The sequence below is a fragment of the Pseudomonas sp. GW821-FHT02B10 genome (genome assembly GCF_059421865.1).
In genome coordinates this window covers 49,750-74,999 of sequence record NZ_JBWKVU010000007.1, presented here as the reverse complement: position 1 = coordinate 74,999, position 25,250 = coordinate 49,750, and the positions used below count along the sequence as shown (strand labels likewise).

Here is a 25,250-nt window from a genome sequence, read left to right as displayed (position 1 = left end):
AAGAACTGCGCGGTGCTCGTAGGGGGTTACGGGGTCTCGGGTTTATTGATTCCCCGAAGGAGTTCGGCAACGGGTAATTGCAAGGTGTTGGAGTAGTAGGCTTTGTAGCCATAGGCGGTGATGACGGCTTTGCAGGGGATACTTTGTTTGTTGGCTAAAAGCTCATTCAGTTTGCTTTGGGAAAGAAAAGTATTGGATTGTCCATTGTTGGGTGTTTCGTAAAGTGGTAGTCGAGTCGTGAAGTTAGATGCTGATGTTGAAGTTTGAATAGCATCCTCTTTAATCAAGCCGGCGGCATAGTACATGGGGGTATGACCAACGGATAGGTCTTGGTCATCACCTAAGGCACAGATGAAAAACGCTGCAGCTATCCCGTCTCTTACACCCTCACCGTAGAGATTTAGTAGTTTTACGTTCGAGTTGTAATGGATGGTGTACAGCGGAAGATCATCTTTTCGTTCGATAGAGAGGAAAGTCAGATCGGCGATTACTTTTCCATGATCTTTGGCGCAGGATGAGCAAATGGCGATTAATAGCAGGAGCAGTATTTTTTTCATTTGCTGAACTCCTTTGTAATGGACTCGAAAATCAGGTCGCAAGCGGACTTTCGACCTGCAATGGCCCCGGTGAACATGCCGAGTGCATTAGCATGGTTTGTATTCATGCTTACATTGAGGTCAGGCCCGCTGCTTATTAACCATTTTTCCCCAAAGTTAGCGACGCCATCCGATCTATCGGGATTGGAGGGTGTGGCTTTGATGTTTATCCACTGCTCGGCGACGGGAGTTGGCACTGATCCGTAAATATCTGATCCGAGCCATACCAGTGCACCCTCGCCTACAGGGTCGAGAGTGACCAGCATTTTGATGGTGTAGCCCCAATTGGCCATGATGCTGGTCAGGTGCCCGCTATTCCAACCACCCAGGCTGTGGCCCATTATATAGATAGGGCAAGACTTATACGGAATGATATTCAGCACATTTTTTTGAATATCTTTTTTTCCTCTGATTTCGTTGTACCCCAGCCACTCAGACCGGTACTTGCCTTGTAACTGGAGTTGTACCGCCCGGTCATCTAGAGGTCTCTTTGCCTCATTGATGTTGGCGTAGGGACCAGAGAAATAATAGCTTTCCTTATCCCCTGCACCCCCGACAAAAAACACAATGGCCTTGGTGCTCTCGATAGGAATGACTTTGTCACTCTTGTCTTTTTTATCCGTAAGCGTGTGCTCGGCTTTCAACTTGACGGGTTTACCGTTTGCCGAGGTAATGGTGTTGGCTTCCATGCGTCACTCTTCCAAAAACAACTTGATGCTTTCTGCAACATGCGAGCTGATTTCATGGGTGAAACCAGCGACATCCGAAACCCCATGCTCAAGGCGCCCATCGGCCCGTTGGATCACGTAAGCATGATTGGGCATCGGTTCGCCCGTTACATCGTTCACCAGCTTCAAACGGTCAGTGAAGTTCACCGGCATGGGTAGGAGCCCGGAGAAGGGAGCGTTGACCACGGTGTCGCCAATGATGACGGTGCCGGAGCCCCCGATGATGATGTTGCCGTGCCCGCCGGTGCTGTCCAGCGTGGCGGCATTCAAGCCATTGATGAATACAGTGCTGGAAACCGCCCCGGTTATCGGGCTGCCACAAGCTGATTGGTCACTCTTTCGAGCGGCGGCCAGGCCGTCGAAAATGACATTGGGCGAACCCGTGACGATAGGGTTGGTGCCGTGGCCGGGAAGCGGGCAGGCGGTTGGATCGCTGACGCGGGCAGCGGGTTTGCCACTCATGATCGGTCCTTGAAGTGTTGCGAGTCATCCCTTTGGGGCGCGCATGATGCAGTAGCCGAGCAGGTTCTTCAAACCTGAACGGAAAGCTATTTTGCATAAGAGTGAGCCTGACGCGGCTGATCTGAACCGAGTGGAGTTACACAGGTACTTGAGCGTCATTCAGCTCAACCTTCAGTGCTTGGTTGTCCTGAGATTTATCAGCGAATCTCCCTTGAACGTCTTCCGGTAGTCGGTGGTGGACGGCGCGATGGCAAAATAGTAGCTTCGATCCCCAGCGCCTCTGCTTACGGCCCCCAAAAAATGCCGTGGTCCGGCTCTTCATGCTTATTAAGGAAGACGTTCTACCCTAGCTGCCACCTTTCAAGGATGAACCATGGCCACCAAGTCCACGCACTCGAACCAGCAAAAACACCTCGCCGTGCTTATCGACGCCGACAACGCCCAGGCGTCAATTGTCGAGGCGCTGTTCGAGGAAATCGCCAAGTACGGCATCGCCAGTGTGAAGCGCATGTACGGCGACTGGACCGGGCCGCAGTTGGGCGGCTGGAAGAAGCTGATGCTGGAGCATTCGATCCAGCCCATCCAGCAGTTCTCCTACACCAAGGGCAAGAACTCCACTGACAGTTCGTTGATCATCGACGCCATGGACCTGCTTTATACCCGGCGTTTCGACGGCTTCTGCCTGGTGTCCAGCGACAGCGACTTCACGCGTCTGGCCGGGCGTTTGCGCGAGGAAGGCATGACGGTATATGGCTTCGGCGAAGAGAAAACGCCCAAGCCCTTTGTCGTGGCCTGTGACAAGTTTATCTACACCGAAATTCTCCGGCCCCAGGATGTCACTGAGACCGCCGCCCAGGGCGATAAGGCCCAGGTCACCCCCGGTCCCATCGAGGAGACGGGCAAACAACCAGCCGCTTCATCTTCTAGCAGTCCGGCAAAAGTACCGGTGGAGTTCATCGCCAAGATCCTCGATGACATCGCCGAAGAGGACGGCTGGGCACCCTTGGCCATGTTGGGCACCACCATCAGTAAGGTGCGTCCCGCCTTCGACTCCCGGCTGTACGGCCACACCAAACTCAGTGGCCTGATCCGTAGCCAGAGCAAATGGTTTGACCTGGACACCCGTGGCGGCTCGCCCACCGGCGGGGCGGTGTTGTACGTGCGCAACAAAAATAGAGCCCCCGACCAGCAGGTTCGCTGAGTTGGCCGGCCACGACCGATTCGATTGACCTTCCCAGGAGTGATCCATGCGTAACCTTTGTGCCAGCTTGTTGATCGGCGCGACCGTTCTGTTGTCAGGCTGCAACACCACACCCTATGACAGGGCCACCATCTATTACGATCGCACGCAGTTCACGACTCAAGTCAGCAAAGACTTCCCGGACATCAAGGGACCGATCCTGCAACACGGTCGCTGCTCGCTACTGATCTCCACTCCGGGCTCTACCACCGGCACCTACCACTTCTGCACCTTCGCCCTGACCCAGGACGAACTCTACGTCCAGGGTTGGGACGCCACGGCGCTGAAGTACAAGGAAATCCTGCGGGTCGACCTGTCGACCCTGAGCAAGGTCGCTTTGGATTCGTACTTCCGGACCAACCAGGTGCAATTGATCGAACAGCGCCGTCAGAGCGCGTTGAGCGTGATGATCGATGACGGTGGCTATCACGACACGGCGGCGACGGAGCGCGTGTACGAGACCATCAAGAAGCGCGGAGTGACTGTGGTGAAGAGCGAAGGAATGATGATGCCGCCGGCAGGGCCTACGCCGATGGTGATTCCGATTGTTATTCCAAGGTGAGTGTATTCAGTTGGGAGTCAGTGAGGTGATTGGTTTTCTATCAGATAGCTGTTCTGGCTGCTTGAGGTGTATGTGACCGCTTTTTCTGATTATTTGACAGAAGTGGACTTTGATGCGTTTTTTCGATGCTTCGAAAAGATGGAATTATATTTGACTGAGTCCAGTAACTCTTTGTCACTCAGTCGCTCTGAAGTTTACTCGGCAGATCCTGGTGTTTACTGTATTTATGAAGACGATGCTTTGATTTATGTTGGTGAGACAGGTTCTCTTAAAGCTCGTATGCAAGACTTGTTTAAAACCGTAAATCATTCCTTTCGCCGGTCTTTCGGGAAGGCTAAGTTTTCCCATCTGGAAGGTGTTACTAGGGTAAGTGCCAAAGATAAATTTCCGGAGGATGTTGAGGTGTTGGTTACAAAATATATGGAAGAGAATCTCAGGGTTGTTATTCTTCCGATATTGATTGGGCGTAAAGAAGTTGAGGAATCAATAGTTAGAGGTTTTGCTCCGATATTTAACTCTAGAGGTCGGCGCGTTTGATGTTGTTTTTGTTTGGTGGGTAGGGTTGCCTTTTTGTTTTTATGCTGAGGCTGATTTATGGGTGGTCGTGATGATATTTGTTTGGTGCTCAGCAATGGTATGAGCGTACTTCTGCCGTAGCTGTTGGGCATTATCGAGCGGCTTTGCGTTACTCAAGAATTCATTTTTGGCTTGCTGTTCCAACGGTAGCGCTCTCAGCGATTGTTGAAACAACAGTTTTTGCAACAATGCAGCAGCAGATCGGGTTTTGGTGGTAGTTAGGGTTGGGGTAATGAGTGTATTAGCTGCTGTAATGACCGCATTGCAAACAACGCTTCGACATCAGGAATTAGCAGAAAGACATCGTGAGGCAGGGGCCAGATATTATGAGAGAGAGGGCAGGATGCCAAAAGGCCCTTAAAGGGTCTTTTTTGTATTCAGGTGAAAAGCTCAATCGCTTTCATCGCGCTAACCGATAACAGCATGCTTCCCCCAAGCCCCCATATAATATAGTGCGATACGATGAGCCTTCTTTTAAACGGCTGGGGGAAAGTATCTATCTCGTTGGCGTCCAATATGCCTTTTTTAATATGGGAAGTAGGGCGTGCTAAAAAGCCTGCCACCATGCCTACCATTACAAGCCTTCCCCAAGGGCCCATGTGAAGATAGAACCTGCTCCCGGTTATTGCCTTGCAGTTTTTAACGTGGCCAAGTATTTCCTCCATGCGGGTGTACCCCCAATAAAGATAGGTACCTGCCATGCTGAATACTCCAAGAAAAGTCAGGGCGCATACAGCAACAAAAAAATCATGTGGGGAGCTAATCAGGTTTGTTTTTCCTTTTTGTGGGTGGGGTTTTAAGTTTTCTCGCTCTTGGTTTGTCTATTGCCAATTCTAATGCCTGTGGGACTTTAACTTTTGTGTTGACTTTGATTCTGTGTGTCGTTTGTTTTTGTTATCTGATTAGTCGCATTGCTATATATTCGATGAAGAAGCTTGTCAGCAGTCCCCCCAGAATATAGTGTGAGGCGATCAGCTTTTTTTTGAGCGGCTCAGGGAAGTTGTTTACCTCGTCAGCATCTAGTAGACCCCTTTTGATAAAATAACTGGAATATGTCAAAAACCCTGCTATCCCTCCGATTAACGCCATTTTTCCCCAGGTTCCAAAATATAGAAAAGCCCTCTGCTGATTTACTATTTTGCTGTTTTTGAAGTATGCAAGCGCTTCATTTAGATGAGTGCGAATCCAATAGAGGTGCACACCGATCATAATGAAGGCCCCGAGGAAAGTTATACAACCAAAAGAGACCAGCACAATTTCGGCAGTCGTTACGTTACTCATTTCCCGACCTCATAAATAACCTTCCCTGAATACTCTCCGAAGCGCTCACCCGCCTTACCGGCTACATAAACACCCCCACCGACCAATACCAGGCCACATATGACGCCACCAACACCTCCTGTGGAGGCTGCAACTGCCGCACAGACAGTCGCCGCACCGGAATGTATGAAGGGAGTAGCGATTGATCCGATAGCTACCCCGCCAATAAAACTTCCGGCCTCAGTGAACTTCACCTTCTCGCACGCCTTCTTGCTTCCCGCCAAACAAACATCCTGCACCTTCACATAAGAGGCTCCACCGCCTAGAGCAACCCCAATCCAACCGCCCCACTGAAGCACCTTGGATGCTCTGGATACACCCTCAATATGTGTAGCGTACCCCGGTATTTGCCCCACTGCGCCCGCTTGGGTCCAGCGATGTACCAAGCTTTGGCTGGAAATCCCCAAGGCGCTTTTAAGACTCGGATGATCAGGGAAGGCAATGCTCATTTTCGTGATGGACGTCAGCTTGGCGTCCAGTTGTGCAAACAGCTTTCTCCTTTCACTAAAGAACTCGACGCTGCGCAGATGCCCATCCCGCAGGAAGAAGTTTTGGTGGAGCGCTTCGATGTCCTGCAAGGTCCCTTTCAAGCCGTTTATATGATTGCCCGCTGCTGCCGCAGTAACGTTTAAAGCAGTCGAACCATAGGACAGTATCGATTCAACCTGCGCCCGGTGCTTGAGCATAAAAGCCGCTTCCTCATCGCTCAGGGATGCCAATGCCGCGCTGACCTTTTCCGCCGCTTCCATCAGCAGCGCTTCTTCGCGAGTGCATTGGTAGTTGTCGGGATGACTGAGCACGACGAGTTGCCCAGGTTTGGCATCGTTTGAGAGTTGAGGATTGAGCCGACGGAATTTCTCCAGCACCGCCTTATCGGCTTGACCGAACAGCACCGTCTCCAGCGCCGCTCGGCTCATGGGCGTTTGCACGATATGAAAACCCGGCTCGACCAGATGCTGCGTGTCCTGCACGGACAACGGCGGTGAAACGATATCGCCGTGAGCAACGCTCAGGCCGCGCACCTGATCCCGCGGCACCGCATCGGCAAACTCGTTTTGCGGGTAGCCCTTATGAATGGCGTCGGCCCAGCGCTGGGTATTGATCACCGCCGGCCCAACGTGATCGCTGTCGAGGGGGATGGTCGGCTGGTTCCCGGAGCAGACCGTCCACTGAGTGGCGACCAGCCGGTTGGCCCCGGTCGGGCAGCCGCATTGCACAAGACCACCTTCCACCGCCGTGGCTTGCTGGTCATCCACCCAGGTGTGATGGCCCTCGGCGATAAAACCTACCGTCTGGCATACGGGGCACCAGACCGGGTCGGCAATGCGGGCCACTCGTTGATTCACGACAAAGGTGGTGGCCGAGCCGGCAATAACCTTGCCGCCGGTTGTGGTGGGGTCGCCTTCCCTGATGACAAAAGCCATGGCGTACGTTCCTGGTGAGGGATGGGCCCTCGAACGTAACGACGAATATCAGGCTGCTGAATCAGGCGATCCTGAAATGCCTATCTCCTCGGCTGGCCTCAGACCCGCCGACTCATAACGACGCAAGACCGCTGTCCGCCCCTCGCACCAACACCTGCGGCTCCCCCTGCTTGATCACCCAGCGGATCAGCTCGGTCACGCTGATGCGGTGTTGGCGTTCGACCCATTCCAGGCCTTCGGGGCTGTAGTGCTCGCTGTAGCGGCTGAGGGTCAGGTGTTGCTGGTCGTCTGACAGGCGCAGGCTGACTTCGCGGCATTGCAGGGAGGCGTCGCCGTGTTTGGCCACGCGTTGCAGCAGGACCAGGGCGTCGGTTTCAGAAGTCATCATGAGTTGCTCCTTCACAGCGGTTTTTCGCGGGGCTGGTGGCGCCTTGCTTGCCTTCCTGCACGAAGGCGGCGCGGTGTTCGGCGTTCACGTCGCGCAGGGCGCTGTAGTAGTCGGGCATGGTTTTCAGGCTGTCGGTCAGCGGCAGCAGGGCGGCGCGACCGTCCACTACGCCGCCGACCATGGCGACGGTGCCCAGGGTCTGTACGGTGTCGCTGTTGTCGCCGAAGGGGGAGACCACGAAGTTGAGGATCTTGCCCACGGAGTCGCGGCTGTTGTCGGTGCCCAACAGCGGCAGTTCGACGATGGGACCGTTGCCGATGCCCCACACGCCGAAGGTCTGGCCGAAGTCGGCGGTGTGACGTGGGATGCCGAGCGGGTCCGAGACGTTGAATAGGCCGAGCACGCCGACCGTGGTGTTGACCGCAAAGCGCCCCAGGCTGTTGACCGAGCGCTGCGGGTTGCCCTGCAACAGGTCGTTGATGAAGACCTTGGGCTCGCCGAAGTTGCTCGCGAAGTTGTGCACACCCTGTTGCATGAAGTCGGGCAGATGGCGGTAACCGCGGGCGACCGGTGCCAGTGCGTAGTCGTCGACGGCCTTGTTGAAGGCGAACACGCCACGGTTGACCGGCTCGGCGGGGTCATAGATCGGATAGTCGACCTTCGCGCAGGCGATTTGGGTAGTGGGGCCCGGGCTGGTACAGCCCGCCAGGTAGGACAGGGACAGCAGCAGGGCGGTATGACGAGGCAGGCGGGCGGAACACAGGAATGAGCGCATGGGCGGCGGACCTTGGGAACAGGGAGGCCGATGCTGGCATGGGCGTTTTGCTTAAAGATGTCTGCTTTATTGCGTGGTTGTCGGTTTGTTACCGCGTTGAAATATATGACGGGCCGCGTCCAATGGTTTTGAATGACAGCTCATTCCGAGCTTGAGTGATACACACTGGTGAGCAGTCTGTTGATCGTGGACGACGACCTTGAGGTCCTCGCGCTGCTGAAGAAATTTTTTGTGCAACACGGCTACTCGGTGGAAGTCGCCACCGAGGGCGCTTCGCTGTGGGCGGCGCTGGAGCGGCAGGTGCCGGACCTGATCATTCTCGACCTGATGCTGCCGGGGGAAAACGGCCTGACCCTGTGCCAGCGCCTGCGCCAGCAGCACGCCGTGCCGGTGATCATGCTGACCGCCATGGGCGAATTGAGCGACCGCGTGGTGGGGTTGGAAATGGGCGCCGACGATTACCTGAGCAAGCCCTTCGATGCCCGCGAGTTGCTGGCCCGGGTGCGCGCGGTGCTGCGTCGGGCCGGGGAGAGTCGGCCGGTGACCGGGGAGGTGCCGCGCCCGTTGATCCGGTTCGCCGACTGGCAACTGGACCTGACCCGCCGTGAGCTGCGCTCGCCGGACCAGGTGATGATCCCGCTGTCGGCGGGGGAGTTCGACCTGCTGCTGGTGTTCGTCGAGCATCCGCAACGCATCCTCACCCGCGAGCAGTTGCTCGACCTGGCGCGCGGGCAGGCCCATGACGCCTTCGACCGCAGCATCGATGTGCAGGTCAGTCGCCTGCGGCGCAAGCTGGAGTTCGACACCAAGCGCCCGGCGATGATTCGCACGGTGCGCAATGGCGGCTATCTGTTCACCCCCAGCGTGACCCGCCAATGAGAGCAAGACACAGACCGGGCGGCCCGCGCGACACCATTGCCCGCTGGATCGCCCTGACCACCCTGATGGCGATGCTCACCGCGCTGGCCTTCAATGCGCTGTTCGTGCAGTTGGCCGGGGTCTGGGCCAAGCCACCGTTGAGCGAATCCGGCCTGGTGGAAAAGATCGCGTCCATCAGCAATCTGATCGACGCCTCGCAGCCGCTGCAACGCGAGCGCCTGACCGAGTCGGTCAGCGACCACGGCCTGAGCGTGACCTGGCACCCCACGCGACGGGACATCGAGGTACCGGTAGTCGATGAGCCGGAGTACCGCGAGGGTTCGACGAAACTCAAGCAACTGCTCAGGCCGGGGGCAGGGCACATTGAAGCCTACCAGCCCAGCGACTGGCCGGAGCCGGGCGGACCTTATGCGTTGTTGATCCAGATGAGCGACGGCTCCTGGCTGATGTTCTCCTCGGTCTCGCGCAACTGGGGGCTGGACGAGGGGCCGCGTAACCTGATCGTGATCGGGCTGGTGTTGTTGTCCACCGTCCTGGTCGCCCTGATCGCCACCCGCCGCCTGGCCAGGCCCTTGCAGCAGTTCGCCCTGGGCGCGCGGCGCTTTGGCGTGGACTTTCGCGCACCGCCCATCGAGCCGGTCGGGCCCCACGAGATTCGCCAGGCGATCCTCGCGTTCAACGCCATGCAGGCCCAGCTGCAGCACTTCATCAAGGACCGCACGCAGATGCTCGCCGCGATCTCCCATGACCTGCGTACCCCCCTGACGCGCATGCGCCTGCGCGGCGAGTTCATCGAGGACCCCGAGCAGCAGCGCAGGCTGTTCCATGACGTCGACGAGATGCAGGCGATGATCAACTCGGCCCTGGACTTCTTCCGTGACGACGCGCGGCTGGAGGAGGCGACGTCCTTCGATCTGGCGGAACTGCTGCAAACCCTGGTCGACGATTACCGCGACCAGTCCATCGACATCGCGTTCAGCGGCCCGCCGCGCCTGGTGTATTTCGGCCGCCCGCTGGGACTCAAGCGGGTCATGAGCAACCTGCTGGAAAACGCCATCAAATATGGCAGCGAACCGGCGATTGAAGTGGTGGCGGATGCCGAGCAGGTGAAGGTCTGTGTGCTGGATCGCGGGCCGGGGATTCCCGTCGAGTGGCAGGAACAGGTGTTCGAACCGTTCTTCCGCATGGAAAGCTCACGCAACCGCAACACCGGCGGCGTCGGCCTGGGGCTTTCCGCGGCGCGGGCGATCGTGCTGGAGCATGGCGGCGAACTGCGCTTGCGCAACCGTGACGGTGGCGGGCTGCAGGCCTGTGTATTGTTGCCGGTGCAGGGTATCTAGCTGGCTGGCCCCGCTTCAGGATCTTTCAGCGATCCTGGAGCGGGGCCCGCTTCAAGGCTGGCTGCTTAGGCGAGTGTCGCCTGCGGATTGCGCACCGGCTCCGCGGCCGCTTCGTTGTACACCCGCTCGTCTTCCTCCATCACCCGCGACGCCCGGCCGACCAGCACCGGGTCAGGTTGATGGGCCACGCGCAGGTTCTTGCCCGGATAGTCGAGGGAGTGCAGAAAGTGGCGGATGCAGTTGATCCGCGCGCGCTTCTTGTCGTCCGAGTTCCGCCCCCGGCTCTGGCTCTGGCGACAGTCCGGAATTGAGCGGCTTTGAAAAGGTGCTGGGCCGTGTGGACAAGTGGCTGGGGAGTGAGCAGACGTGAAGCTGCACAAAGTTCTGTCGATCAATGGCGCGCCGGTTCCCTTGGTCAAAGAAGACGTTCGCCTGGACGCCACCAGTCCAGGGCGGGCGAACTTTACCGTTCAGTCTGCCGAGACGCTGAAGGGCTTGGTCACGCTGGATATCGGCTACAACGATCGGACGCTGCAGCGCCATTTCATCGGCTACGTCGAGCGCTGCACTGCCGCCAACGCCGTGGAGCAGGTGTTGTTCTGCCGCGAGCTGGCCGCTGTGCTGGCCAACCCCTTGCCGCTGAACCTGCGCCACGTCGACCTACGTGCCGTATTGGCCGCTATCAGTGAGCAAACCGGGCTGCGTTTTCGTGTTCCGGATCAACTCTATGCCGGCGTGAAAGCACCGTATTTCTACAGCCTCGCCGCCGGATACCAGGCGATGGACAGTCTGGCCCGTGTGTTCAGCATTCCCGACTTCACTTGGCACCAGTTGGGCAACGGCGAAGTGTTCGCCGGCAGTTGGGCCGATAGTTTTTTTGGCGCCCGGGCGCCGCTGCAAATCCCCACGGAGCTGTTCGACGGCTACCAGGGCAACCAGAGCGCGATGGTCGCCGCCCTTCCCGGGCTACGACCAGGTGCAACGATCAACACCGGCGAGCGCGTCACCAGTGTGGCGCTCGCCAATGACCAGATGGCTATCCGATGGAAGACGCAATCCGCCGCGCTGTAGAGCGCCAATTTCCCGAACTCACTGGCGGCTATCACTTGCCGCGATTCGCCCAGGTCACTGCCGTGGCCGATGCGCCGGCGGACGCTGGACTGTGCGACGACTTCCGTCCGCGCTACGCCGTGGACATTGTTGTTCTCGGCCCCGACGACGCGCCAGATCCGGCCATGCCACCGCTGACCGGTGTACCGCTGCCGCTGCCCACCGGTGGCGAGGAAATGGGCATTTACGCCTTTCCGGAGGAGGGCACGCGGGTGGTGGTGTGCTTCGCCTACGGCCTGCCGAACAAGCCCTACATTCAGTCGATCCTTCCGCACGGCCTGAGCATGCCTAAGGTGCCGAAGGGTGACCAGGTGTGGCAGCACAGCGGCACCGCCCAGCAGCGCGTCGACGCCGACGGCAACTGGTTACGCCAGACCGATGGCAAGATCCGGGATCAAGCGATCGAGCGCGAAGTTGAAGCCTTGGACAACCGCGAGCAGTTCCAGAGTCATACGCGGGCCGTCGACGACCATTCGACCGAGACGGTGGGTGGTGTGAAGACGATCGAGGCGCTGGGCGCGGTCAAATTGCTGTCGGGTGGATCTGCGAGTTTGGCAGCGGTGGACGATCTGCACCAGGCGACGGGGCGGGATCTGAACTTGGTTGTCGGTCAGAAGCACAATGCGACAGTGGGTGGGGATATGCAGGAGCGGATCGGAGGATTGCGTGAGAGCATGGCCAAAATGAGCCAGTCTCTGCAGTCTCCAAAGACTTGGATAGGTTCAGAGCAGGTAAATATATTTGCAGTTGTAAGTAGCACTCTCGAATTGATTGAGGAGTTAGGATGGCAAATAGCGAACCATGTTCACGCACCGAACCAGGTGCCAAGTAATTCAAGCCTTTTCTTGGCTAACTCAAAAAAGGCTGCAGCTTTTGGAGCTTTGGTAGAAGAAATCACACTGTAGTGAGCTTCTTGGGGGACGTTCATAGAAAATGTAAAGTAAATAGCTGCTTTCGATCTGAAATTTATTATCTTGCGTTATTGTGCGTTGAGCTCGCGAAGAGCGCGAAGAGCTTGTTATTTTTAATTTCGCCCGAAATGGTCTATCGCATCTAAAAGCTTAGGCATATCAGTGTATGGATTAAGGTGGTGCGGCTTGTTTCGATTGTTTGGAGCTGCCCTGAGTGTTCGCTCATTTATTGACGTTGCTCTAGCTCGTGCGTTATTTATTTGTTCTGGTGTGTATTCGCAACTGTCTGAACCTTTGTCATAGTCACGACCTGTTTGCTTTTTAAACTCTGTTTTAAGGTTGCTTCTTGCTAGCAGGTCGTTAAAGCATCTATACGGCGCCCCGCTGTCCGTGAAGTGAAGCAGCAACCATTGTTCGAAACAAACGTTCGATAGCGCAATGAATACCCCATGCGCATGTGCCTTTTCAAATGCTTGATCATGTAACTTGTCTGAGTATTGATCAGGTGACTCGCGATCATAAACAACCCAGAAGACATCACCCTCCGGGCAAGACCTGCTTTTCTTTTGCTCGACTGCGAGATCAACTAGTTGAGTTGGAGTATTTTTCCGGCATGGTTCAATTTTCACCACTTCTCGCAGAGAACGATCATTGATTCGGTCGATATAGCTTTGTATGTAAGTCGGTTCTGTTTTAGCCCCTTCGCAGTAAATGTGCATTCTGTTTTGAAGCTGTCTTGACTTCTTCGGACGGGGCTTAGCCATCATTTTCCCCCGTAGTATCAATTAAGTCTAACTGTTCAAAAAAATCCTGAGGCTCGTCATAGTCACGAGTTAATGTTTCGACAATTCCTGAGTAGTTTAGATGCGGAACCGCACCAAACCTTCCTTCGTCATACCATTGGCTGAATGGGCTATTGATTTTCACAGTTCGCTTGTCAAACTCGTCAAGTGAATAAAGTTTTGAAACTCCGCCGTGTTTCTCTGTGAACCACACCTGGTCACGTCGCAACAGTTTATGAGACATTAAGGTGATGTTGTGCGTAGTGAAGATTAGCTGCGCGTTGTTGATGTTTGTTTTTGGGTCGTTAAATAACCTGATAATTAGTTCTGCAATGTGGGGGTGGTAACTATTGTCGAGTTCGTCAACGATCATTGTTGAACCCGTTTCTAAAGAAGCAATTACTGCGGGGAGCATGTTAAAAAGTTTTCGGGTTCCGTCCGATTCTTCCGATTCGCGAAAATACACAAGCTCGCCGTTGGCCTTCTGGTGGCCAAATAAGAAGTCATATTTGTTTTGCTTTATAATTTCTGTTTTTAAATCTTCAGGAATACCTTGAGGTAGAAATTTTAGAGGGTCGCGTTTGCTGACTTTTTTTGTGATCTCAACAATTCCAGTGTCAAACAGGCTGATTAGATCTGCTGTTTTTTTAAGCAAATTGTCGTCTTCGAAAATCTCGCCTACTGATAAAGTCATTTTAAATCCGAAGATTAAAATGTTCCGAAAGTAGCTGTAGATTTCCCTGATCGTTTCCGGCGCGGATGCATTGTTTCCCGCTTTTGAAAGGTAACTGTTGTTTTTAAACAGTGGCAGTCGTTTAGTGCCGCCTTTGTAGTGACTGCCAAAGGTGATGGTGTTCCATGTGTCAGTTTTTGTTCGTTTGAAAAGGTTTGCTTTTTGACGAGAAGGGTAAAAGTCTAAGCTTTCGCTTAGGATTTCGAACTGATTAAAACTGACGAAGTAAATATAGCGAAAGTTGTCAGGGGCGATGAATTCTACTTCGAACGTTACAGCGTCGGCCGTTCCTTCATCGGATAAACGATACGGCTCATAACATGGGATGCGGCCGTCTTCTTTTAGGTCTCCCGACTCCTCAATGATCCACTGCAGCGCCCGGAACGCACGCAGTACGTTTGATTTTCCTGAGGCGTTCGCACCATAGATACCGGCTGTCTTAAAGACTCCTTGGCTGTCGTCAAGGGGATAAGCGATATTTTCAAGATGCCCTGATTTAGGATGCTCAGCGGACATGCTGAACAAAGTCGTATCCCGAAATGACCGGAAATTGTGGATGGTGAAGTCAATGATCACATGGATATCCGTCGCAGCTTGAATCGATTTGGGAACAATCTAGCAGCAAATCCGCCTGAGTGCGCGATGTCGGTAGCTTTCTTGGCGTCAATTTTGATATGGGCAGTGTTTTCATCTGATCGTCTCCGCCATGAGCAGCCAAGAGGGCGCAATCATGGCTTTGTCCGCTCAACTCGACAACATCCGTGGCAGCTATGCCGTTCGACCAGAACTTCTACGTTTGAAGAAAAATCTGGATGAGAAATCACTTATCCCCCTCCCGCCGACGGGCTTTGCGTCCTCTTTTTGTGCAAATCGGGATGTAGTGCAAATGATCCTGCAGCCCAGGCGGGCCGTGGGGCTTCGCAGCAAGGCGGGCGTTTCACAATGTGCAAAGTTTTGAAGAGAAATGCAGCGCGCTTGCACAGAGGCGCAAGGAGCGGCAGCGGGGGGAGAGTCGCTGAAGTGCCCGGTTTGATTGGTCGAAGACTTTGAAAACTCGGGTTTCAGCAGATTTTACCGGCGGGCGTAGGTCTTTTACGCCTGAGACCTGACTGACTTCGCGGGACGTAGAATTTCGCTGCAGCCCGCACAGATCAAGGGTTTCGGGTTATTTGATGCGTTTCAAAGTCTCACACACAGTGCCGGATTTCAGGAGCGGATCACTGCCAGGCTTGGTCGATCGCCAAAAACACTTTCTTGGGTAGTCCCTTCCAAACGTGTAAGTGGTGTTGGGTGTGTTAGAAAACGGCTCAACACCCCGGATTCATTGGGGATCGCCGCTTACAGTGGGGGTGTAGGAAACTGTATGGTGAATTTTGACTGCGCTGAAAGCCTTGTAAATCAAGGGCTTGGGGGAATTTCTACTTACAGGTGCCGACTGTTAGGGAAAAACAGCCTTCCGACAGTTCACTTACAGTAATAGAGAGACCTCTATCCCTTTATCTATAAAGGATACAGAGAATCTACATCTCTCACTTACACTTCTTACGTGCTTTTGAGCATAGGGCAGGGAAAAAATTTTCCGTCGCGTAGGGTGTGTGCCGCACGCAGATTCACGCGCTGCACATTTGAGAGTTACGGCCTATGCGCAGCCACCCATTCAGAGTCTTGCAGTGGCCCTAGTGCGCTGGGCATGCGGTACTCTGCTGAGCGGCCTTCCTCGCCCCGCCTGCGATCGCTAAATTCCGTCGACGCGCTCTTTCGCCCGCTTCCTCAATGCCTTTGAAGAGATCCAACCCGATCGCGGGTTGCTTTTCAGTCACTCTCCGCATGAGAGGAAGTGATGCAATGCGGTTCATCTCTTTTAGCTCTTCAAGCGTGTAATGCGCCTTCAGAACGTTCGTAGCGATACTGACCAGTTGAGCAGCGGGGATGCCCATATCGATCATGCAATCCGCCTCTTCGGCTGAGACCTTGTACTCACGTCGATAGCGTTCAACTCTCGTTTTCTCGAATGCCTCTAGGGTCGCTCGTAAACCTGTCGACTCTATGTAGTACTGAGCCTGGACGTTGATATCGTCGCTGGACACCGGATAATTTGCCGTGGACGGGGAGATCTTGTCCCAGTTCGAAATAACGGCGGTGAAGATGACTCCGACCAGGCCAATGACGGCGATTACGATCTCGTTTCTTCTCGATCCAGCCATAGTCCCGCTCCCGATATTTTCTTAGAGTTGAATCGTCCGCCTTAGCTACCCCACACGGTGAAAAGTGGCGGCCACTACGCCACATTTACGCCAGACGAAAAAAAAGGCCTTGAAAATCAAGGCCTTTCTTCATTGTGCTGGTGCCCCGAGGGAGACTCGAACTCCCACTTCTCTCGAAAACGGATTTTGAATCCGCCGCGTCTACCAATTCCGCCATCAGGGCTCAATGGCGGCGAAGTATAGATACGTGCCTACCGTTGGTCAATCAGGTTTCATGGTCAATTTTGGCTATTTCCGCTAAACTTTCCGGCCCTGCTAGACGAACCCCATCATGCGTGTTGCTGACTTTACCTTCGAGCTCCCTGATTCGCTGATCGCCCGCCATCCCCTGGCCGAGCGTCGCGCGAGCCGCCTGTTGACCCTGGATGGGCTCACTGGCGCCCTGGCCCACCGTCAATTCACTGATTTGCTTGAGCATTTGCGCCCGGGCGACTTGATGGTGTTCAACAATACCCGGGTGATTCCGGCGCGCCTGTTTGGCCAGAAGGCCTCCGGCGGCAAGCTGGAAATCCTCGTGGAACGGGTGCTCGACAGCCACCGTGTGCTGGCGCATGTGCGCTCCAGCAAGTCGCCGAAACCGGGCTCGAAGATCCTCATCGACGGCGGTGGCGAGGCCGAGATGCTGGCCCGCCACGACACCCTGTTCGAGCTGGGGTTTGCCGAGGAAGTGCTGCCGCTGCTGGAGCGCGTCGGCCATATGCCGTTGCCTCCTTATATAGACCGCCCGGACGAAGACTCGGACCGCGAGCGTTATCAGACCGTGTACTCCGAGCGCCTGGGCGCGGTGGCCGCGCCGACCGCGGGGCTGCACTTCGACCAGCCGCTGCTGGAAGCGATTGCCGCCAAGGGCGTCGAGACCGCGTTCGTGACCCTGCATGTCGGCGCCGGGACCTTCCAGCCGGTGCGGGTGGAGCGCATCGAAGATCACCATATGCACAACGAATGGCTGGAGGTCAGCCAGGACGTGGTGGATGCGGTAGCCGCCTGCCGCGCGCGCGGCGGTCGGGTGGTGGCGGTGGGGACCACCAGTGTGCGTTCCCTGGAAAGCGCGGCGCGCGATGGCGTGCTCAAGCCGTTCAGCGGCGACACCGACATCTTTATCTACCCGGGCCGGCCGTTCCATGTGGTCGATGCCCTGGTCACCAACTTCCATTTGCCCGAATCCACGCTGTTGATGCTGGTTTCGGCGTTCGCCGGTTACCCCGAGGCCATGGCCGCCTACAAGGCTGCCGTCGAGCATGGATACCGCTTTTTCAGCTACGGTGATGCGATGTTCATCACCCGCAATCCCGCGCCACGCGGCCCTGAGGATCAAGCATGAGTCGCACCTGTCGTATGTCTTTCGAGCTGCTCGCCACCGATGGCAAGGCTCGTCGCGGTCGTCTGACCTTCCCCCGCGGCACTGTGGAAACCCCGGCCTTCATGCCCGTGGGCACCTACGGCACGGTCAAGGGCATGCTGCCGCGGGACATCGTCGCCACTGGCGCCGAGATTATCCTGGGCAACACCTTCCACTTGTGGCTGCGCCCGGGCACCGAAGTGATCAAGAAGCACGGCGACCTGCATGATTTCATGCAGTGGAAAGGCCCGATCCTCACCGACTCCGGCGGTTTCCAGGTGTTCAGCCTGGGCGCCATGCGCAAGATCAAGGAGGAGGGCGTGACCTTCGCCTCGCCGGTCGACGGCGCCAAGGTTTTCATGGGCCCGGAAGAGTCGATGCAGGTCCAGCGCGACCTGGGCTCGGACATCGTGATGATCTTCGACGAATGCACCCCGTACCCGGCCGACGAAGACGTCGCGCGGGTGTCCATGGAGCTGTCGCTGCGCTGGGCCCAGCGCTCGAAGAACGCCCATGGCGACAACACGGCGGCGCTGTTCGGCATCGTCCAGGGCGGCATGCACCAGGACCTGCGCATGCGCTCCCTGGAAGGCCTGGACAAGATTGGCTTCGACGGCCTGGCCATTGGTGGCCTGTCGGTGGGCGAGCCCAAGCACGAGATGATCAAGGTGCTGGACTACCTGCCAGGCCAGATGCCAGCAGACAAACCTCGTTACCTTATGGGTGTTGGCAAGCCGGAAGATCTGGTTGAGGGTGTGCGCCGCGGTGTGGACATGTTCGATTGCGTGATGCCAACCCGTAATGCCCGCAATGGGCACTTGTTCATTGACACTGGCGTGCTGAAGATCCGCAACGCGTTCCATCGCCATGATGATTCGCCGCTGGATCCGACCTGCGATTGCTATACCTGCCAGAACTTCTCCCGTGCTTATCTGCATCATCTGGACAAGTGCGGCGAAATGCTGGGGAGCATGCTCAATACCATCCATAATTTGCGTCATTACCAACGGCTTATGGCTGGTTTGCGCGAGGCTATTCAACAGGGTACATTGGCCGCCTTTGTCGATTCCTTCTATGCCAAACGCGGGTTACCCGTGCCGCCTTTAGAATAAGTTCTAAAGACGTTTAGACCCACTTTTGCAATTATCCGGAGTGTTACATGAGCTTTTTTATCTCGACTGCAATGGCTGATGCTGCTGCACCTGCTGCTGGCCCTGCCGGCACTGGCTTTGAGTGGATTTTCCTGGTCGGTTTCCTGGTCATCTTCTACCTGATGATCTGGCGTCCACAGGCCAAGCGCGCCAAAGAGCAAAAGAACCTGCTGGGCAGCCTGCAAAAAGGTGACGAAGTTGTGACTACTGGCGGTATCGCCGGCAAGATCACCAAAGTGACCGACGACTTCGTAGTGCTGGAAGTTTCCGACACTATCGAGATGAAGTTTCAGAAAGGCGCGATCGCTGCCACGCTGCCAAAAGGCACGCTGAAGGCGATCTAAGTTTCAACTTTTACCAATCGACGGGGCGCGCAAGGCGCCCCGCTTCATAAACGGGCGGCGTGATGCTGAACAAATACCCTCTGTGGAAATACGTACTGATCCTGGCGGTGCTGGCGATCGGTTTTATTTATTCCGCTCCCAATCTATACCCTGATGATCCGGCCATTCAGGTCAGCGGCGCGAGCACCGCGTTGCAGGTCACTCAGGCGGATCTGGATCGTGCGAGCAAAGCGCTCACCGACGCCGGGATCAACGTCAAGGCAGCGACCATCGCGGCCAAGGGCAAGGGCGGGCTGTTGCGTCTGTCCAAGCAGGAAGACCAGCTTCCAGCCAAGGACGTCGTGCGCAAGGCCCTGGGTGACGACTACGTCGTTGCATTGAACCTGGCACAAACCACCCCGCAATGGCTGCGCAACCTCGGCGCGCATCCGATGAAGCTGGGCCTGGACTTGTCCGGTGGTGTGCACTTCCTGCTGGAAGTGGACATGGAAAAAGCCCTCGACGCACGCCTGAAAGTCTACGAAGGCGATGTGAAGAGCCTGCTGCGTAAAGAGCGTCTGCGCTATCGCAGCCTGCCGCAGCTGGGCGGTGCCATTCAACTGGGCTTCAGCGACGAAGCGACCCGTGAACAGGCCCGTGCGCTGATCCGCAAGAACTTCAACGATTTCGACATTGTTCCGGCCGACCTCAATGGTCAGGCGGTGCTGCGTCTGGCGATGACCCCGGCCAAGCTGGCGGAAATCCGTGAATACTCCATCAAGCAGAACTTGACCACGGTGCGTAACCGCGTCAACGAGCTGGGTGTTGCCGAGCCTCTGGTTCAGCGCCAGGGCGCCAACCGTATCGTGGTTGAGCTGCCGGGCGTGCAGGACACCGCTGAAGCCAAGCGTATCCTGGGCAAGACGGCCAACCTTGAGTTCCGTCTGGCCGCTGAGCCGGGCGCTTCGAAAGCCACTTCCGAATCTTTCGAGTTCCGTGAAGGCAATCGTCCTCCTGCGCTGATCGAGCGTGGCCTGATCATCACCGGTGACCAGGTGACCGATGCCCAGGCGGGCTTCGACGAGCATGGTCGTCCACAGGTGAACATCAAACTCGATGGCCACGGCGGCGAGCTGATGAGCCGTTCGACCCGCAGCAATGTCGGTCGCAGCATGGCGGTGATCTTCATCGAGCAGAAACCGACCACCACTTACACCAAGCAAGTGGTCGACGGTGTCGAGAAAGACGTCGCGGTGCAGAGCTTCAAGGAAGAGAAGAAGATCATCAGCCTGGCGACCATTCAGTCGCCGCTGGGTAGCCAGTTCCGCATCACCGGCCTGAACGGCCAGGGCGAGTCCTCCGAGCTGGCGCTGCTGCTGCGTGCCGGTGGTCTGGCCGCACCGATGTACTTCGCCGAAGAGCGCACCATCGGCCCGAGCCTGGGTGCCGACAACATCACCAAGGGTATCGATGCGTCGCTGTGGGGCATGCTGTTCGTGTCGCTGTTCATCATCGCCATCTACCGTTTCTTCGGCGTCATCGCCACCGTGGCGCTGGCGCTGAACATGGTGCTGCTGCTGGCCCTGATGTCCTTGCTGGGGGCTACGCTGACCCTGCCGGGTATCGCCGGTATCGTGCTGACCATGGGTATGGCGGTGGACGCCAACGTACTGATCTTCTCGCGGATACGTGAAGAGATCGCCGCCGGCATGACCGTGCAGCGGGCAATCAACGAAGGCTTCGGCCGGGCATTCACCGCGATTCTCGACTCCAACCTGACCACGTTGCTGGTCGGCGGGATTCTCTTTGCCATGGGCACCGGCCCGGTCAAGGGCTTTGCGGTGACCATGTCCCTCGGGATCTTTACCTCGATGTTCACGGCCATCTGGCTGACCCGTGCGATGGTCAACCTGATCTTCGGCGGTCGTGACTTCAAGAAGTTGTGGATTTAAGGGGCTGCCATGTTACGTACTATCAACTTCATGGGCGTGCGGAACGTTGCGTTCGGCGTCACTTTGCTCCTGACCGTTCTGGCGCTGTTCAGCTGGTTCCACAAGGGGTTGAACTATGGCCTGGACTTTACCGGCGGTACGCTCATCGAGCTGACCTACGAGCGTCCGGCGGATGTGATGAAGGTTCGTGCTCAACTGAGCGAGTCCGGCTATCACGAAGCGATCGTGCAAAGCTTCGGTGCGACCACCGATCTGCTGGTGCGGATGCCGGGTGAAGACCCGCAACTGGGCCACCAGGTGGCGGAGGCGCTGCAGAAGACCGGCGGCGACAACCCGGCGCAGGTCAAGCGCGTCGAGTTCGTCGGCCCGCAAGTGGGTGAAGAGCTGCGCGACCAGGGCGGCCTCGGCATGCTGATGGCGCTGGGCGGCATCCTGATCTACCTGGCCTTCCGCTTTCAGTGGAAGTTCGCGGTCGGCGCCATCGTCTCCCTGATCCACGACGTGGTGGTGACCGTGGGTATCCTGTCGTTCTTCCAGATCACCTTCGACCTGACGGTGCTGGCGGCGGTACTGGCGATCATCGGCTACTCGCTCAACGACACCATCGTGGTGTTCGACCGGGTGCGTGAGAACTTCCGTGTGCTGCGCAAGGCCAGCCTGATCGAGAACATCAACATCTCGACCACTCAGACCCTGTTGCGCACCATGGCGACCTCGATCTCCACCCTGCTGGCGATCGCGGCACTGTTGTTCTTCGGTGGCGACAACCTGTGGGGCTTCTCCATCGCCTTGTTCGTCGGTGTCCTGGCGGGTACCTACTCGTCGATCTACATCGCCAACGTGGTACTGATCTGGCTGAACCTGAGCAGTGAGGACCTGATTCCTCCGGCCAATACCGAGAAGGAAGTCGACGACCGTCCATAACGGTTTTCCATTCCCGGCAGGCAGTCGAAAAGGCGCGAGTATTGAACTCGCGCCTTTTTTTATGCTCCAAGGCTGGGAGAAGCGCGGGCTTGTCCCGCTTGTGATGGTCAGGAGGTTCACGTGAACAAGTCGATGCTAGTTGGTGCGGTATTAGGTGCCGTCGCTGTGACTGCTGGGGGGGCTGTTGCCACCTACAAGCTGGTCAATAGTGGCCCTGAGTATGCGCAGGTGCTGGCAGTTCAGCCGGTCAAACAACAGATCAAAACACCGCGTGAAGTGTGCAAGGACGTCACCGTGACCCGTCAGGCTCCGGTGAAGGATCAACATCAGATCGCCGGTACGGTGGTCGGTGCGCTGGCCGGTGGCCTTCTGGGTAACCAGATCGGCGGCGGTACAGGCAAGAAGATCGCCACGGTCGCCGGTGCGGTCGGCGGTGGTTACGCGGGTAACAAGGTGCAGGAAGGCATGCAGGAGCGTGACACCTACACCACCACTCAGACTCGCTGCAACACGGTCAACGACATCAGCGAAAAAGTCGTGGGTTATGACGTGAAGTATGAGCTGAACGGCAAGCAGGGTCAGGTGCGTATGGATCGTGATCCAGGTAGCCAGATTCCGGTCAACAAGGAAGGTCAGTTGATCCTGGGCCAGAACCAGCCGGTGCAATAAGCCTTTCGGCGTCAATCAAAAAAAGCACCCTGCGGGGTGCTTTTTTATTGCCTGTGGCTTGGGTTTGCTTCTACAGAAAGAGTGTTTTCCGACAAATCCCAGGCATAAAAAAAGCACCCCGAGGGGTGCTTTTTTGTCGCTGGCGCTTAGCGCTTCAGCGAAGCCGGCAGGTGCGGCTGGATAGCGGTGAGGACCGCCTTGAAGCATTTGGTGTTGCCGGCAACCACGTGGCCTTTTTCCAGGAAGTCGTGACCGCCGGTGAAGTCGCTCACCAGGCCGCCGGCTTCTTGGATCAGCAGGGCGCCCGCAGCCATGTCCCACTCGGACAGGCCCGACTCCCAGAAGGCGTCGAAACGACCGGCAGCCACGTAGGCCAGGTCCAGGCTGGCAGCACCGGCGCGGCGGATGCCGGCGGTCTGGCCGACCAGGGCGCGGAACATGCCCAGGTAGTTGTCGAGGTTGTCCATTTGGTCGTCACGGAACGGGAAGCCGGTACCCAGCAGGGCGCCGTCCAGGCTGGTGCGGCCGCTGACGCGCAGGCGACGACCGTTCAGTTGGGCACCGCGACCACGGCTGGCGGTGAATTCTTCCTGGCGCACCGGGTCCAGAACCACAGCGTGTTCCAGGCGACCGCGGTATTTGCAGGCGATGCTGACAGCGAAATGAGGAATGCCGCGCAGGAAGTTGGTGGTGCCGTCCAGCGGATCGATGATCCACAGGTAGTCTTCGCCTTCGCCGCTGCCAGCGTGCAGGCCGGTTTCTTCACCGAGAATGCCGTGAGTCGGGTAGGCCTTGCGCAATGCGTCGATGATCTTCTGCTCGGCAGCGCGATCAACTTCGGATACGTAGTCTTTGGCGTCTTTTTCGTCGACCTTGATGGTATCCAGGCGCTCGATGGAGCGGAAAATCAGTTCACTGGCGCTGCGGGCGGCGCGCAGCGCGATATTCAGCATTGGCTGCATGGATAGGTCACCTAAGGTTGTTAAAGAAAGCCGAGCATTCTAGCAGAAAACTTTTGCAGATGAAGGTCGACATTCGCTCCGCTTGCCTTGAACTGCCGCCCGGGCCCGTAAATACGTGCACATTTTGACGAGTGGCGGTTCGTCTGGAGCTGGTCGGCTTCTATAAGGTGCGGTCCAGAAGCAGTTATTTTTGAGGCGGGAGCGCTGGCTGTTCTGTAAGATTTGCTCCCCTTTCCTGTGTCCGAGAGCGCCTCCCTTGCTGCAGAACATTCGTGTCGTCCTGGTCAATACCAGTCATCCCGGGAACATCGGTGGTGCTGCGCGTGCCATGAAGAACATGGGGCTGTCGCGGCTGGTGTTGGTCGAGCCGCGAATTTTCCCGTCCCATGAGGCCGATGCGCGCGCCTCCGGCGCTACCGACATTCTGGAAAACGCTCAGGTCGTCGCCACCCTGGAAGATGCCTTGGCCGGCTGCACCCTGGTGTTTGGCACCAGCGCCCGTGACCGGCGTATCCCCTGGCCATTGCTCGATCCCCGGGAGTCCGGGGTCAAGGTGGTGCAGGAGGCAGGGCAGGGCGCTGAAATTGCCTTGGTCTTCGGTCGTGAGGATTCCGGCCTGACCAATGACGAGCTGCAGCGATGTCATTTTCATGTGCATATCCCTTCGGACCCGGAGTTCAGCTCGCTGAACCTGGCGACGGCGGTGCAGGTACTGGCTTATGAAGTGCGTATGTCCTGGCTGGCGGCCGAAGGCCAGCCGAGCAAGGTCGAGAAGGATGAAGTGGCGTCGCCGCGCAGTGATGAGCTGGCGACCATGGACGAACTGGAGCGGTTCTACGAGCATCTGGAGCAGACGCTGGTGGCCATCGACTTCCTCGATCCGGAAAAACCACGGCACTTGATGGCGCGCCTGCGCCGATTGTACGGACGCAGCTCGGTGAGTCGGGCGGAAATGAATATTTTGCGTGGCATCCTCACGGAGACCCAGAAAGCGGCCCGTGGCGAGCTCCTTAAGCGGAAGAATGATGATGTTTGAGCGTTTGCGTGAAGATATCCAGAGTGTTTTCCATCGTGACCCGGCGGCGCGTAATGCGTTCGAGGTCCTGACCTGCTACCCGGGCATGCATGCCATCTGGATTCATCGCCTGTCCGGCGCGTTGTGGAGCATGGGTTGGAAGTGGCTGGCGCGCCTGGTGTCGAACTTCGGACGCTGGTTGACCGGGATCGAGATTCACCCGGGGGCCAAGGTCGGTCGCCGTTTCTTTATCGACCACGGCATGGGCATCGTCATTGGCGAGACCGCCGAGATCGGTGACGACGTCACCCTCTATCAGGGTGTGACTTTGGGCGGCACCAGTTGGAACAAGGGCAAGCGTCATCCGACCCTGGAGGATGGCGTGGTGGTGGGGGCGGGCGCCAAGGTGCTGGGGCCGTTCACTGTAGGGGCGGGCGCCAAGGTCGGCTCCAATGCGGTGGTGACCAAGGCGGTGCCGGCTGGCGCCACGGTGGTGGGTATTCCCGGGCGCATCATCGTCAAGTCCGATGACGAGCAGGAAGCCAAGCGCAAGGCCATGGCCGAGAAGCTCGGTTTCGACGCCTATGGGGTCAGTGAAGACATGCCGGACCCGGTGGCGCGGGCCATTGGCCAGTTGCTCGACCACCTGCAGGCCGTCGATGGGCGTCTGGAGGGTATGTGCGGGGCCTTGAAGGATCTGGGCAGTAACTACTGTGCCAAGGATCTTCCGGCGCTGCGCGATGAGGATTTCGCGGGCGTCAAGGACAAGGGCGACAGCCAGGTTGGCTGAGCCTTTCGGGGCTTTGGCGTTGATCGCGAGCTGGC

The 25,250-nt window shown here is 57.0% G+C and carries 28 protein-coding genes, 1 tRNA gene and 1 pseudogene; 16 read left to right on the top strand and 14 right to left on the bottom strand.

The features are described from left to right. Nucleotides 1-26 precede the first annotated feature (26 nt). The 3 genes from AC07VU_RS16735 to AC07VU_RS16725 are packed head-to-tail and all read right to left on the bottom strand — an operon-like array spanning nucleotide 27 to nucleotide 1,786. Complete coding sequence (locus tag AC07VU_RS16735; RefSeq protein ID WP_495030160.1) at nucleotides 27-557, bottom strand: hypothetical protein; 531 nt, start codon at nucleotides 555-557, stop codon at nucleotides 27-29. Next, nucleotides 554-1,285 carry an alpha/beta hydrolase gene (locus tag AC07VU_RS16730; protein ID WP_495030159.1) on the bottom strand — a complete coding sequence of 244 codons (732 nt, stop codon included), beginning with the start codon at nucleotides 1,283-1,285 and terminating at the stop codon, nucleotides 554-556. Before AC07VU_RS16730 ends, AC07VU_RS16735 begins: the two co-directional genes overlap by 4 nt. Nucleotides 1,286-1,288: 3 nt before the next feature. Next, entirely contained in the window at nucleotides 1,289-1,786 is a 498-nt protein-coding gene (locus tag AC07VU_RS16725; RefSeq protein ID WP_495030158.1) for a PAAR domain-containing protein, read from the bottom strand. 373 nt (nucleotides 1,787-2,159) lie between these two features. Between AC07VU_RS16725 and AC07VU_RS16720 the strand changes: the two genes are divergently transcribed. The 3 genes from AC07VU_RS16720 to AC07VU_RS16710 all read left to right on the top strand — a co-directional run bounded on the left by AC07VU_RS16720 (nucleotide 2,160) and on the right by AC07VU_RS16710 (nucleotide 4,125). Continuing rightward, on the top strand, nucleotides 2,160-2,987 hold the full coding sequence (locus tag AC07VU_RS16720) for an NYN domain-containing protein (RefSeq protein ID WP_277589539.1): 828 nt from the start codon (nucleotides 2,160-2,162) through the stop codon (nucleotides 2,985-2,987). 46 nt (nucleotides 2,988-3,033) lie between these two features. Further along, nucleotides 3,034-3,588 carry a hypothetical protein gene (locus AC07VU_RS16715; protein WP_274304547.1) on the top strand — a complete coding sequence of 185 codons (555 nt, stop codon included), beginning with the start codon at nucleotides 3,034-3,036 and terminating at the stop codon, nucleotides 3,586-3,588. A gap of 72 nt (nucleotides 3,589-3,660) precedes the next feature. Continuing rightward, nucleotides 3,661-4,125: a GIY-YIG nuclease family protein gene (locus tag AC07VU_RS16710; RefSeq protein ID WP_123411132.1), complete on the top strand. Its 465-nt coding sequence runs from the start codon at nucleotides 3,661-3,663 to the stop codon at nucleotides 4,123-4,125. A 416-nt stretch (nucleotides 4,126-4,541) separates the two neighbouring features. Here the strand turns inward: AC07VU_RS16710 and AC07VU_RS16705 are convergent, their stop codons facing one another. The 5 genes from AC07VU_RS16705 to AC07VU_RS16685 all read right to left on the bottom strand — a co-directional run bounded on the left by AC07VU_RS16705 (nucleotide 4,542) and on the right by AC07VU_RS16685 (nucleotide 8,071). Further along, complete coding sequence (locus AC07VU_RS16705) at nucleotides 4,542-4,865, bottom strand: hypothetical protein (RefSeq protein ID WP_259697082.1); 324 nt, start codon at nucleotides 4,863-4,865, stop codon at nucleotides 4,542-4,544. A 193-nt stretch (nucleotides 4,866-5,058) separates the two neighbouring features. Further along, on the bottom strand, nucleotides 5,059-5,445 hold the full coding sequence (locus AC07VU_RS16700) for a hypothetical protein (protein WP_274304546.1): 387 nt from the start codon (nucleotides 5,443-5,445) through the stop codon (nucleotides 5,059-5,061). Beyond that, nucleotides 5,442-6,908 (bottom strand): PAAR domain-containing protein, encoded by a 1,467-nt coding sequence (locus AC07VU_RS16695; RefSeq protein ID WP_495030157.1) that lies wholly within the window; start codon nucleotides 6,906-6,908, stop codon nucleotides 5,442-5,444. The genes AC07VU_RS16700 and AC07VU_RS16695 overlap by 4 nt, the downstream gene beginning before the upstream one ends. A 112-nt stretch (nucleotides 6,909-7,020) precedes the next feature. Beyond that, a complete protein-coding gene (locus AC07VU_RS16690) occupies nucleotides 7,021-7,296 on the bottom strand; it encodes a hypothetical protein (RefSeq protein WP_087090035.1) in 276 nt (91 codons plus the stop codon). Then, nucleotides 7,283-8,071, bottom strand: coding sequence for an MlaA family lipoprotein (locus AC07VU_RS16685; RefSeq protein ID WP_062824734.1), 789 nt, complete (start codon nucleotides 8,069-8,071; stop codon nucleotides 7,283-7,285). Before AC07VU_RS16685 ends, AC07VU_RS16690 begins: the two co-directional genes overlap by 14 nt. A gap of 168 nt (nucleotides 8,072-8,239) precedes the next feature. Here AC07VU_RS16685 and AC07VU_RS16680 point away from each other — a divergent pair, with 168 nt between their 5' ends. Continuing rightward, on the top strand, nucleotides 8,240-8,950 hold the full coding sequence (locus tag AC07VU_RS16680; RefSeq protein WP_009045463.1) for a response regulator: 711 nt from the start codon (nucleotides 8,240-8,242) through the stop codon (nucleotides 8,948-8,950). Beyond that, complete coding sequence (locus tag AC07VU_RS16675) at nucleotides 8,947-10,290, top strand: ATP-binding protein (protein WP_495030156.1); 1,344 nt, start codon at nucleotides 8,947-8,949, stop codon at nucleotides 10,288-10,290. Before AC07VU_RS16680 ends, AC07VU_RS16675 begins: the two co-directional genes overlap by 4 nt. Before the next feature lie 65 nt (nucleotides 10,291-10,355). Here the strand turns inward: AC07VU_RS16675 and AC07VU_RS16670 are convergent. Beyond that, nucleotides 10,356-10,559, bottom strand: a pseudogene (locus tag AC07VU_RS16670) (polyphosphate kinase 2); the annotation flags it as partial. A gap of 97 nt (nucleotides 10,560-10,656) precedes the next feature. Here AC07VU_RS16670 and AC07VU_RS16665 point away from each other — a divergent pair. Both AC07VU_RS16665 and AC07VU_RS16660 read left to right on the top strand, forming a co-directional pair. Next, on the top strand, nucleotides 10,657-11,361 hold the full coding sequence (locus tag AC07VU_RS16665; RefSeq protein ID WP_495030155.1) for a hypothetical protein: 705 nt from the start codon (nucleotides 10,657-10,659) through the stop codon (nucleotides 11,359-11,361). Further along, nucleotides 11,334-12,305 carry a hypothetical protein gene (locus AC07VU_RS16660; protein ID WP_495030154.1) on the top strand — a complete coding sequence of 324 codons (972 nt, stop codon included), beginning with the start codon at nucleotides 11,334-11,336 and terminating at the stop codon, nucleotides 12,303-12,305. Before AC07VU_RS16665 ends, AC07VU_RS16660 begins: the two co-directional genes overlap by 28 nt. Before the next feature lie 119 nt (nucleotides 12,306-12,424). Here the strand turns inward: AC07VU_RS16660 and AC07VU_RS16655 are convergent, their stop codons facing one another. Both AC07VU_RS16655 and AC07VU_RS16650 read right to left on the bottom strand, forming a co-directional pair. Beyond that, complete coding sequence (locus tag AC07VU_RS16655) at nucleotides 12,425-13,075, bottom strand: RloB family protein (RefSeq protein WP_495030153.1); 651 nt, start codon at nucleotides 13,073-13,075, stop codon at nucleotides 12,425-12,427. Further along, on the bottom strand, nucleotides 13,068-14,402 hold the full coding sequence (locus AC07VU_RS16650) for an AAA family ATPase (RefSeq protein WP_495030152.1): 1,335 nt from the start codon (nucleotides 14,400-14,402) through the stop codon (nucleotides 13,068-13,070). Before AC07VU_RS16650 ends, AC07VU_RS16655 begins: the two co-directional genes overlap by 8 nt. A gap of 130 nt (nucleotides 14,403-14,532) precedes the next feature. On the opposite strand from AC07VU_RS16650, the gene AC07VU_RS16645 reads away from it, so the two are divergent. Then, on the top strand, nucleotides 14,533-14,784 hold the full coding sequence (locus tag AC07VU_RS16645) for a hypothetical protein (protein ID WP_495030151.1): 252 nt from the start codon (nucleotides 14,533-14,535) through the stop codon (nucleotides 14,782-14,784). A 718-nt stretch (nucleotides 14,785-15,502) separates the two neighbouring features. Here AC07VU_RS16645 and AC07VU_RS16640 read toward each other — a convergent pair. Next, nucleotides 15,503-16,030, bottom strand: a complete 528-nt coding sequence (locus tag AC07VU_RS16640) for a hypothetical protein (protein WP_495030150.1) — start codon at nucleotides 16,028-16,030, stop codon at nucleotides 15,503-15,505. A gap of 138 nt (nucleotides 16,031-16,168) precedes the next feature. Beyond that, a tRNA-Leu gene (locus AC07VU_RS16635) sits at nucleotides 16,169-16,253 on the bottom strand. Nucleotides 16,254-16,361: 108 nt separating this feature from the next. Between AC07VU_RS16635 and queA the strand changes: the two genes are divergently transcribed. The 6 genes from queA (at nucleotide 16,362) to AC07VU_RS16605 (ending at nucleotide 22,448) form a co-directional block, all read left to right on the top strand. Continuing rightward, nucleotides 16,362-17,411, top strand: a complete 1,050-nt coding sequence (gene queA, locus AC07VU_RS16630; protein ID WP_007929508.1) for a tRNA preQ1(34) S-adenosylmethionine ribosyltransferase-isomerase QueA — start codon at nucleotides 16,362-16,364, stop codon at nucleotides 17,409-17,411. 14 nt (nucleotides 17,412-17,425) lie between these two features. Beyond that, on the top strand, nucleotides 17,426-18,541 hold the full coding sequence (gene tgt / locus AC07VU_RS16625; protein WP_162096445.1) for a tRNA guanosine(34) transglycosylase Tgt: 1,116 nt from the start codon (nucleotides 17,426-17,428) through the stop codon (nucleotides 18,539-18,541). 47 nt (nucleotides 18,542-18,588) lie between these two features. Next, on the top strand, nucleotides 18,589-18,924 hold the full coding sequence (yajC, locus tag AC07VU_RS16620; RefSeq protein WP_007929510.1) for a preprotein translocase subunit YajC: 336 nt from the start codon (nucleotides 18,589-18,591) through the stop codon (nucleotides 18,922-18,924). A gap of 62 nt (nucleotides 18,925-18,986) precedes the next feature. Further along, nucleotides 18,987-20,855, top strand: coding sequence for a protein translocase subunit SecD (secD, locus tag AC07VU_RS16615; protein ID WP_495030149.1), 1,869 nt, complete (start codon nucleotides 18,987-18,989; stop codon nucleotides 20,853-20,855). Nucleotides 20,856-20,864: 9 nt separating this feature from the next. Further along, nucleotides 20,865-21,779, top strand: a complete 915-nt coding sequence (secF, locus tag AC07VU_RS16610) for a protein translocase subunit SecF (protein ID WP_007929512.1) — start codon at nucleotides 20,865-20,867, stop codon at nucleotides 21,777-21,779. 120 nt (nucleotides 21,780-21,899) lie between these two features. Beyond that, on the top strand, nucleotides 21,900-22,448 hold the full coding sequence (locus tag AC07VU_RS16605; RefSeq protein WP_007929513.1) for a glycine zipper 2TM domain-containing protein: 549 nt from the start codon (nucleotides 21,900-21,902) through the stop codon (nucleotides 22,446-22,448). 146 nt (nucleotides 22,449-22,594) lie between these two features. Here the strand turns inward: AC07VU_RS16605 and suhB are convergent, their stop codons facing one another. Next, complete coding sequence (suhB, locus tag AC07VU_RS16600) at nucleotides 22,595-23,410, bottom strand: type III secretion system regulator SuhB (RefSeq protein WP_007929514.1); 816 nt, start codon at nucleotides 23,408-23,410, stop codon at nucleotides 22,595-22,597. Between the two features lie 256 nt (nucleotides 23,411-23,666). Here suhB and trmJ point away from each other — a divergent pair, with 256 nt between their 5' ends. Beyond that, entirely contained in the window at nucleotides 23,667-24,446 is a 780-nt protein-coding gene (trmJ, locus tag AC07VU_RS16595) for a tRNA (cytosine(32)/uridine(32)-2'-O)-methyltransferase TrmJ (RefSeq protein WP_007929516.1), read from the top strand. Next, complete coding sequence (gene cysE, locus AC07VU_RS16590; protein ID WP_274304540.1) at nucleotides 24,439-25,215, top strand: serine O-acetyltransferase; 777 nt, start codon at nucleotides 24,439-24,441, stop codon at nucleotides 25,213-25,215. Before trmJ ends, cysE begins: the two co-directional genes overlap by 8 nt. Nucleotides 25,216-25,250 lie beyond the last annotated feature (35 nt).

Bases quoted from the DNA above. Each gene is read 5' to 3' on its own strand.
- AC07VU_RS16640 (WP_495030150.1), bottom strand. From the start codon at position 16,030: ATGGCTGGATCGAGAAGAAACGAGATCGTAATCGCCGTCATTGGCCTG.
- queA (WP_007929508.1), top strand. From the start codon at position 16,362: ATGCGTGTTGCTGACTTTACCTTCGAGCTCCCTGATTCGCTGATCGCC.
- cysE (WP_274304540.1), top strand. From the start codon at position 24,439: ATGTTTGAGCGTTTGCGTGAAGATATCCAGAGTGTTTTCCATCGTGAC.
- AC07VU_RS16730 (WP_495030159.1), bottom strand. From the start codon at position 1,285: ATGGAAGCCAACACCATTACCTCGGCAAACGGTAAACCCGTCAAGTTG.
- AC07VU_RS16705 (WP_259697082.1), bottom strand. From the start codon at position 4,865: ATGGCAGGTACCTATCTTTATTGGGGGTACACCCGCATGGAGGAAATA.
- AC07VU_RS16655 (WP_495030153.1), bottom strand. From the start codon at position 13,075: ATGGCTAAGCCCCGTCCGAAGAAGTCAAGACAGCTTCAAAACAGAATG.
- AC07VU_RS16735 (WP_495030160.1), bottom strand. From the start codon at position 557: ATGAAAAAAATACTGCTCCTGCTATTAATCGCCATTTGCTCATCCTGC.
- AC07VU_RS16720 (WP_277589539.1), top strand. From the start codon at position 2,160: ATGGCCACCAAGTCCACGCACTCGAACCAGCAAAAACACCTCGCCGTG.
- suhB (WP_007929514.1), bottom strand. From the start codon at position 23,410: ATGCAGCCAATGCTGAATATCGCGCTGCGCGCCGCCCGCAGCGCCAGT.
- AC07VU_RS16695 (WP_495030157.1), bottom strand. From the start codon at position 6,908: ATGGCTTTTGTCATCAGGGAAGGCGACCCCACCACAACCGGCGGCAAG.
- secD (WP_495030149.1), top strand. From the start codon at position 18,987: ATGCTGAACAAATACCCTCTGTGGAAATACGTACTGATCCTGGCGGTG.
- tgt (WP_162096445.1), top strand. From the start codon at position 17,426: ATGTCTTTCGAGCTGCTCGCCACCGATGGCAAGGCTCGTCGCGGTCGT.
- AC07VU_RS16645 (WP_495030151.1), top strand. From the start codon at position 14,533: ATGAGCAGCCAAGAGGGCGCAATCATGGCTTTGTCCGCTCAACTCGAC.
- secF (WP_007929512.1), top strand. From the start codon at position 20,865: ATGTTACGTACTATCAACTTCATGGGCGTGCGGAACGTTGCGTTCGGC.
- AC07VU_RS16690 (WP_087090035.1), bottom strand. From the start codon at position 7,296: ATGATGACTTCTGAAACCGACGCCCTGGTCCTGCTGCAACGCGTGGCC.
- AC07VU_RS16700 (WP_274304546.1), bottom strand. From the start codon at position 5,445: ATGAGTAACGTAACGACTGCCGAAATTGTGCTGGTCTCTTTTGGTTGT.
- AC07VU_RS16685 (WP_062824734.1), bottom strand. From the start codon at position 8,071: ATGCGCTCATTCCTGTGTTCCGCCCGCCTGCCTCGTCATACCGCCCTG.
- AC07VU_RS16660 (WP_495030154.1), top strand. From the start codon at position 11,334: ATGGAAGACGCAATCCGCCGCGCTGTAGAGCGCCAATTTCCCGAACTC.
- AC07VU_RS16725 (WP_495030158.1), bottom strand. From the start codon at position 1,786: ATGAGTGGCAAACCCGCTGCCCGCGTCAGCGATCCAACCGCCTGCCCG.
- yajC (WP_007929510.1), top strand. From the start codon at position 18,589: ATGAGCTTTTTTATCTCGACTGCAATGGCTGATGCTGCTGCACCTGCT.
- AC07VU_RS16675 (WP_495030156.1), top strand. From the start codon at position 8,947: ATGAGAGCAAGACACAGACCGGGCGGCCCGCGCGACACCATTGCCCGC.
- AC07VU_RS16715 (WP_274304547.1), top strand. From the start codon at position 3,034: ATGCGTAACCTTTGTGCCAGCTTGTTGATCGGCGCGACCGTTCTGTTG.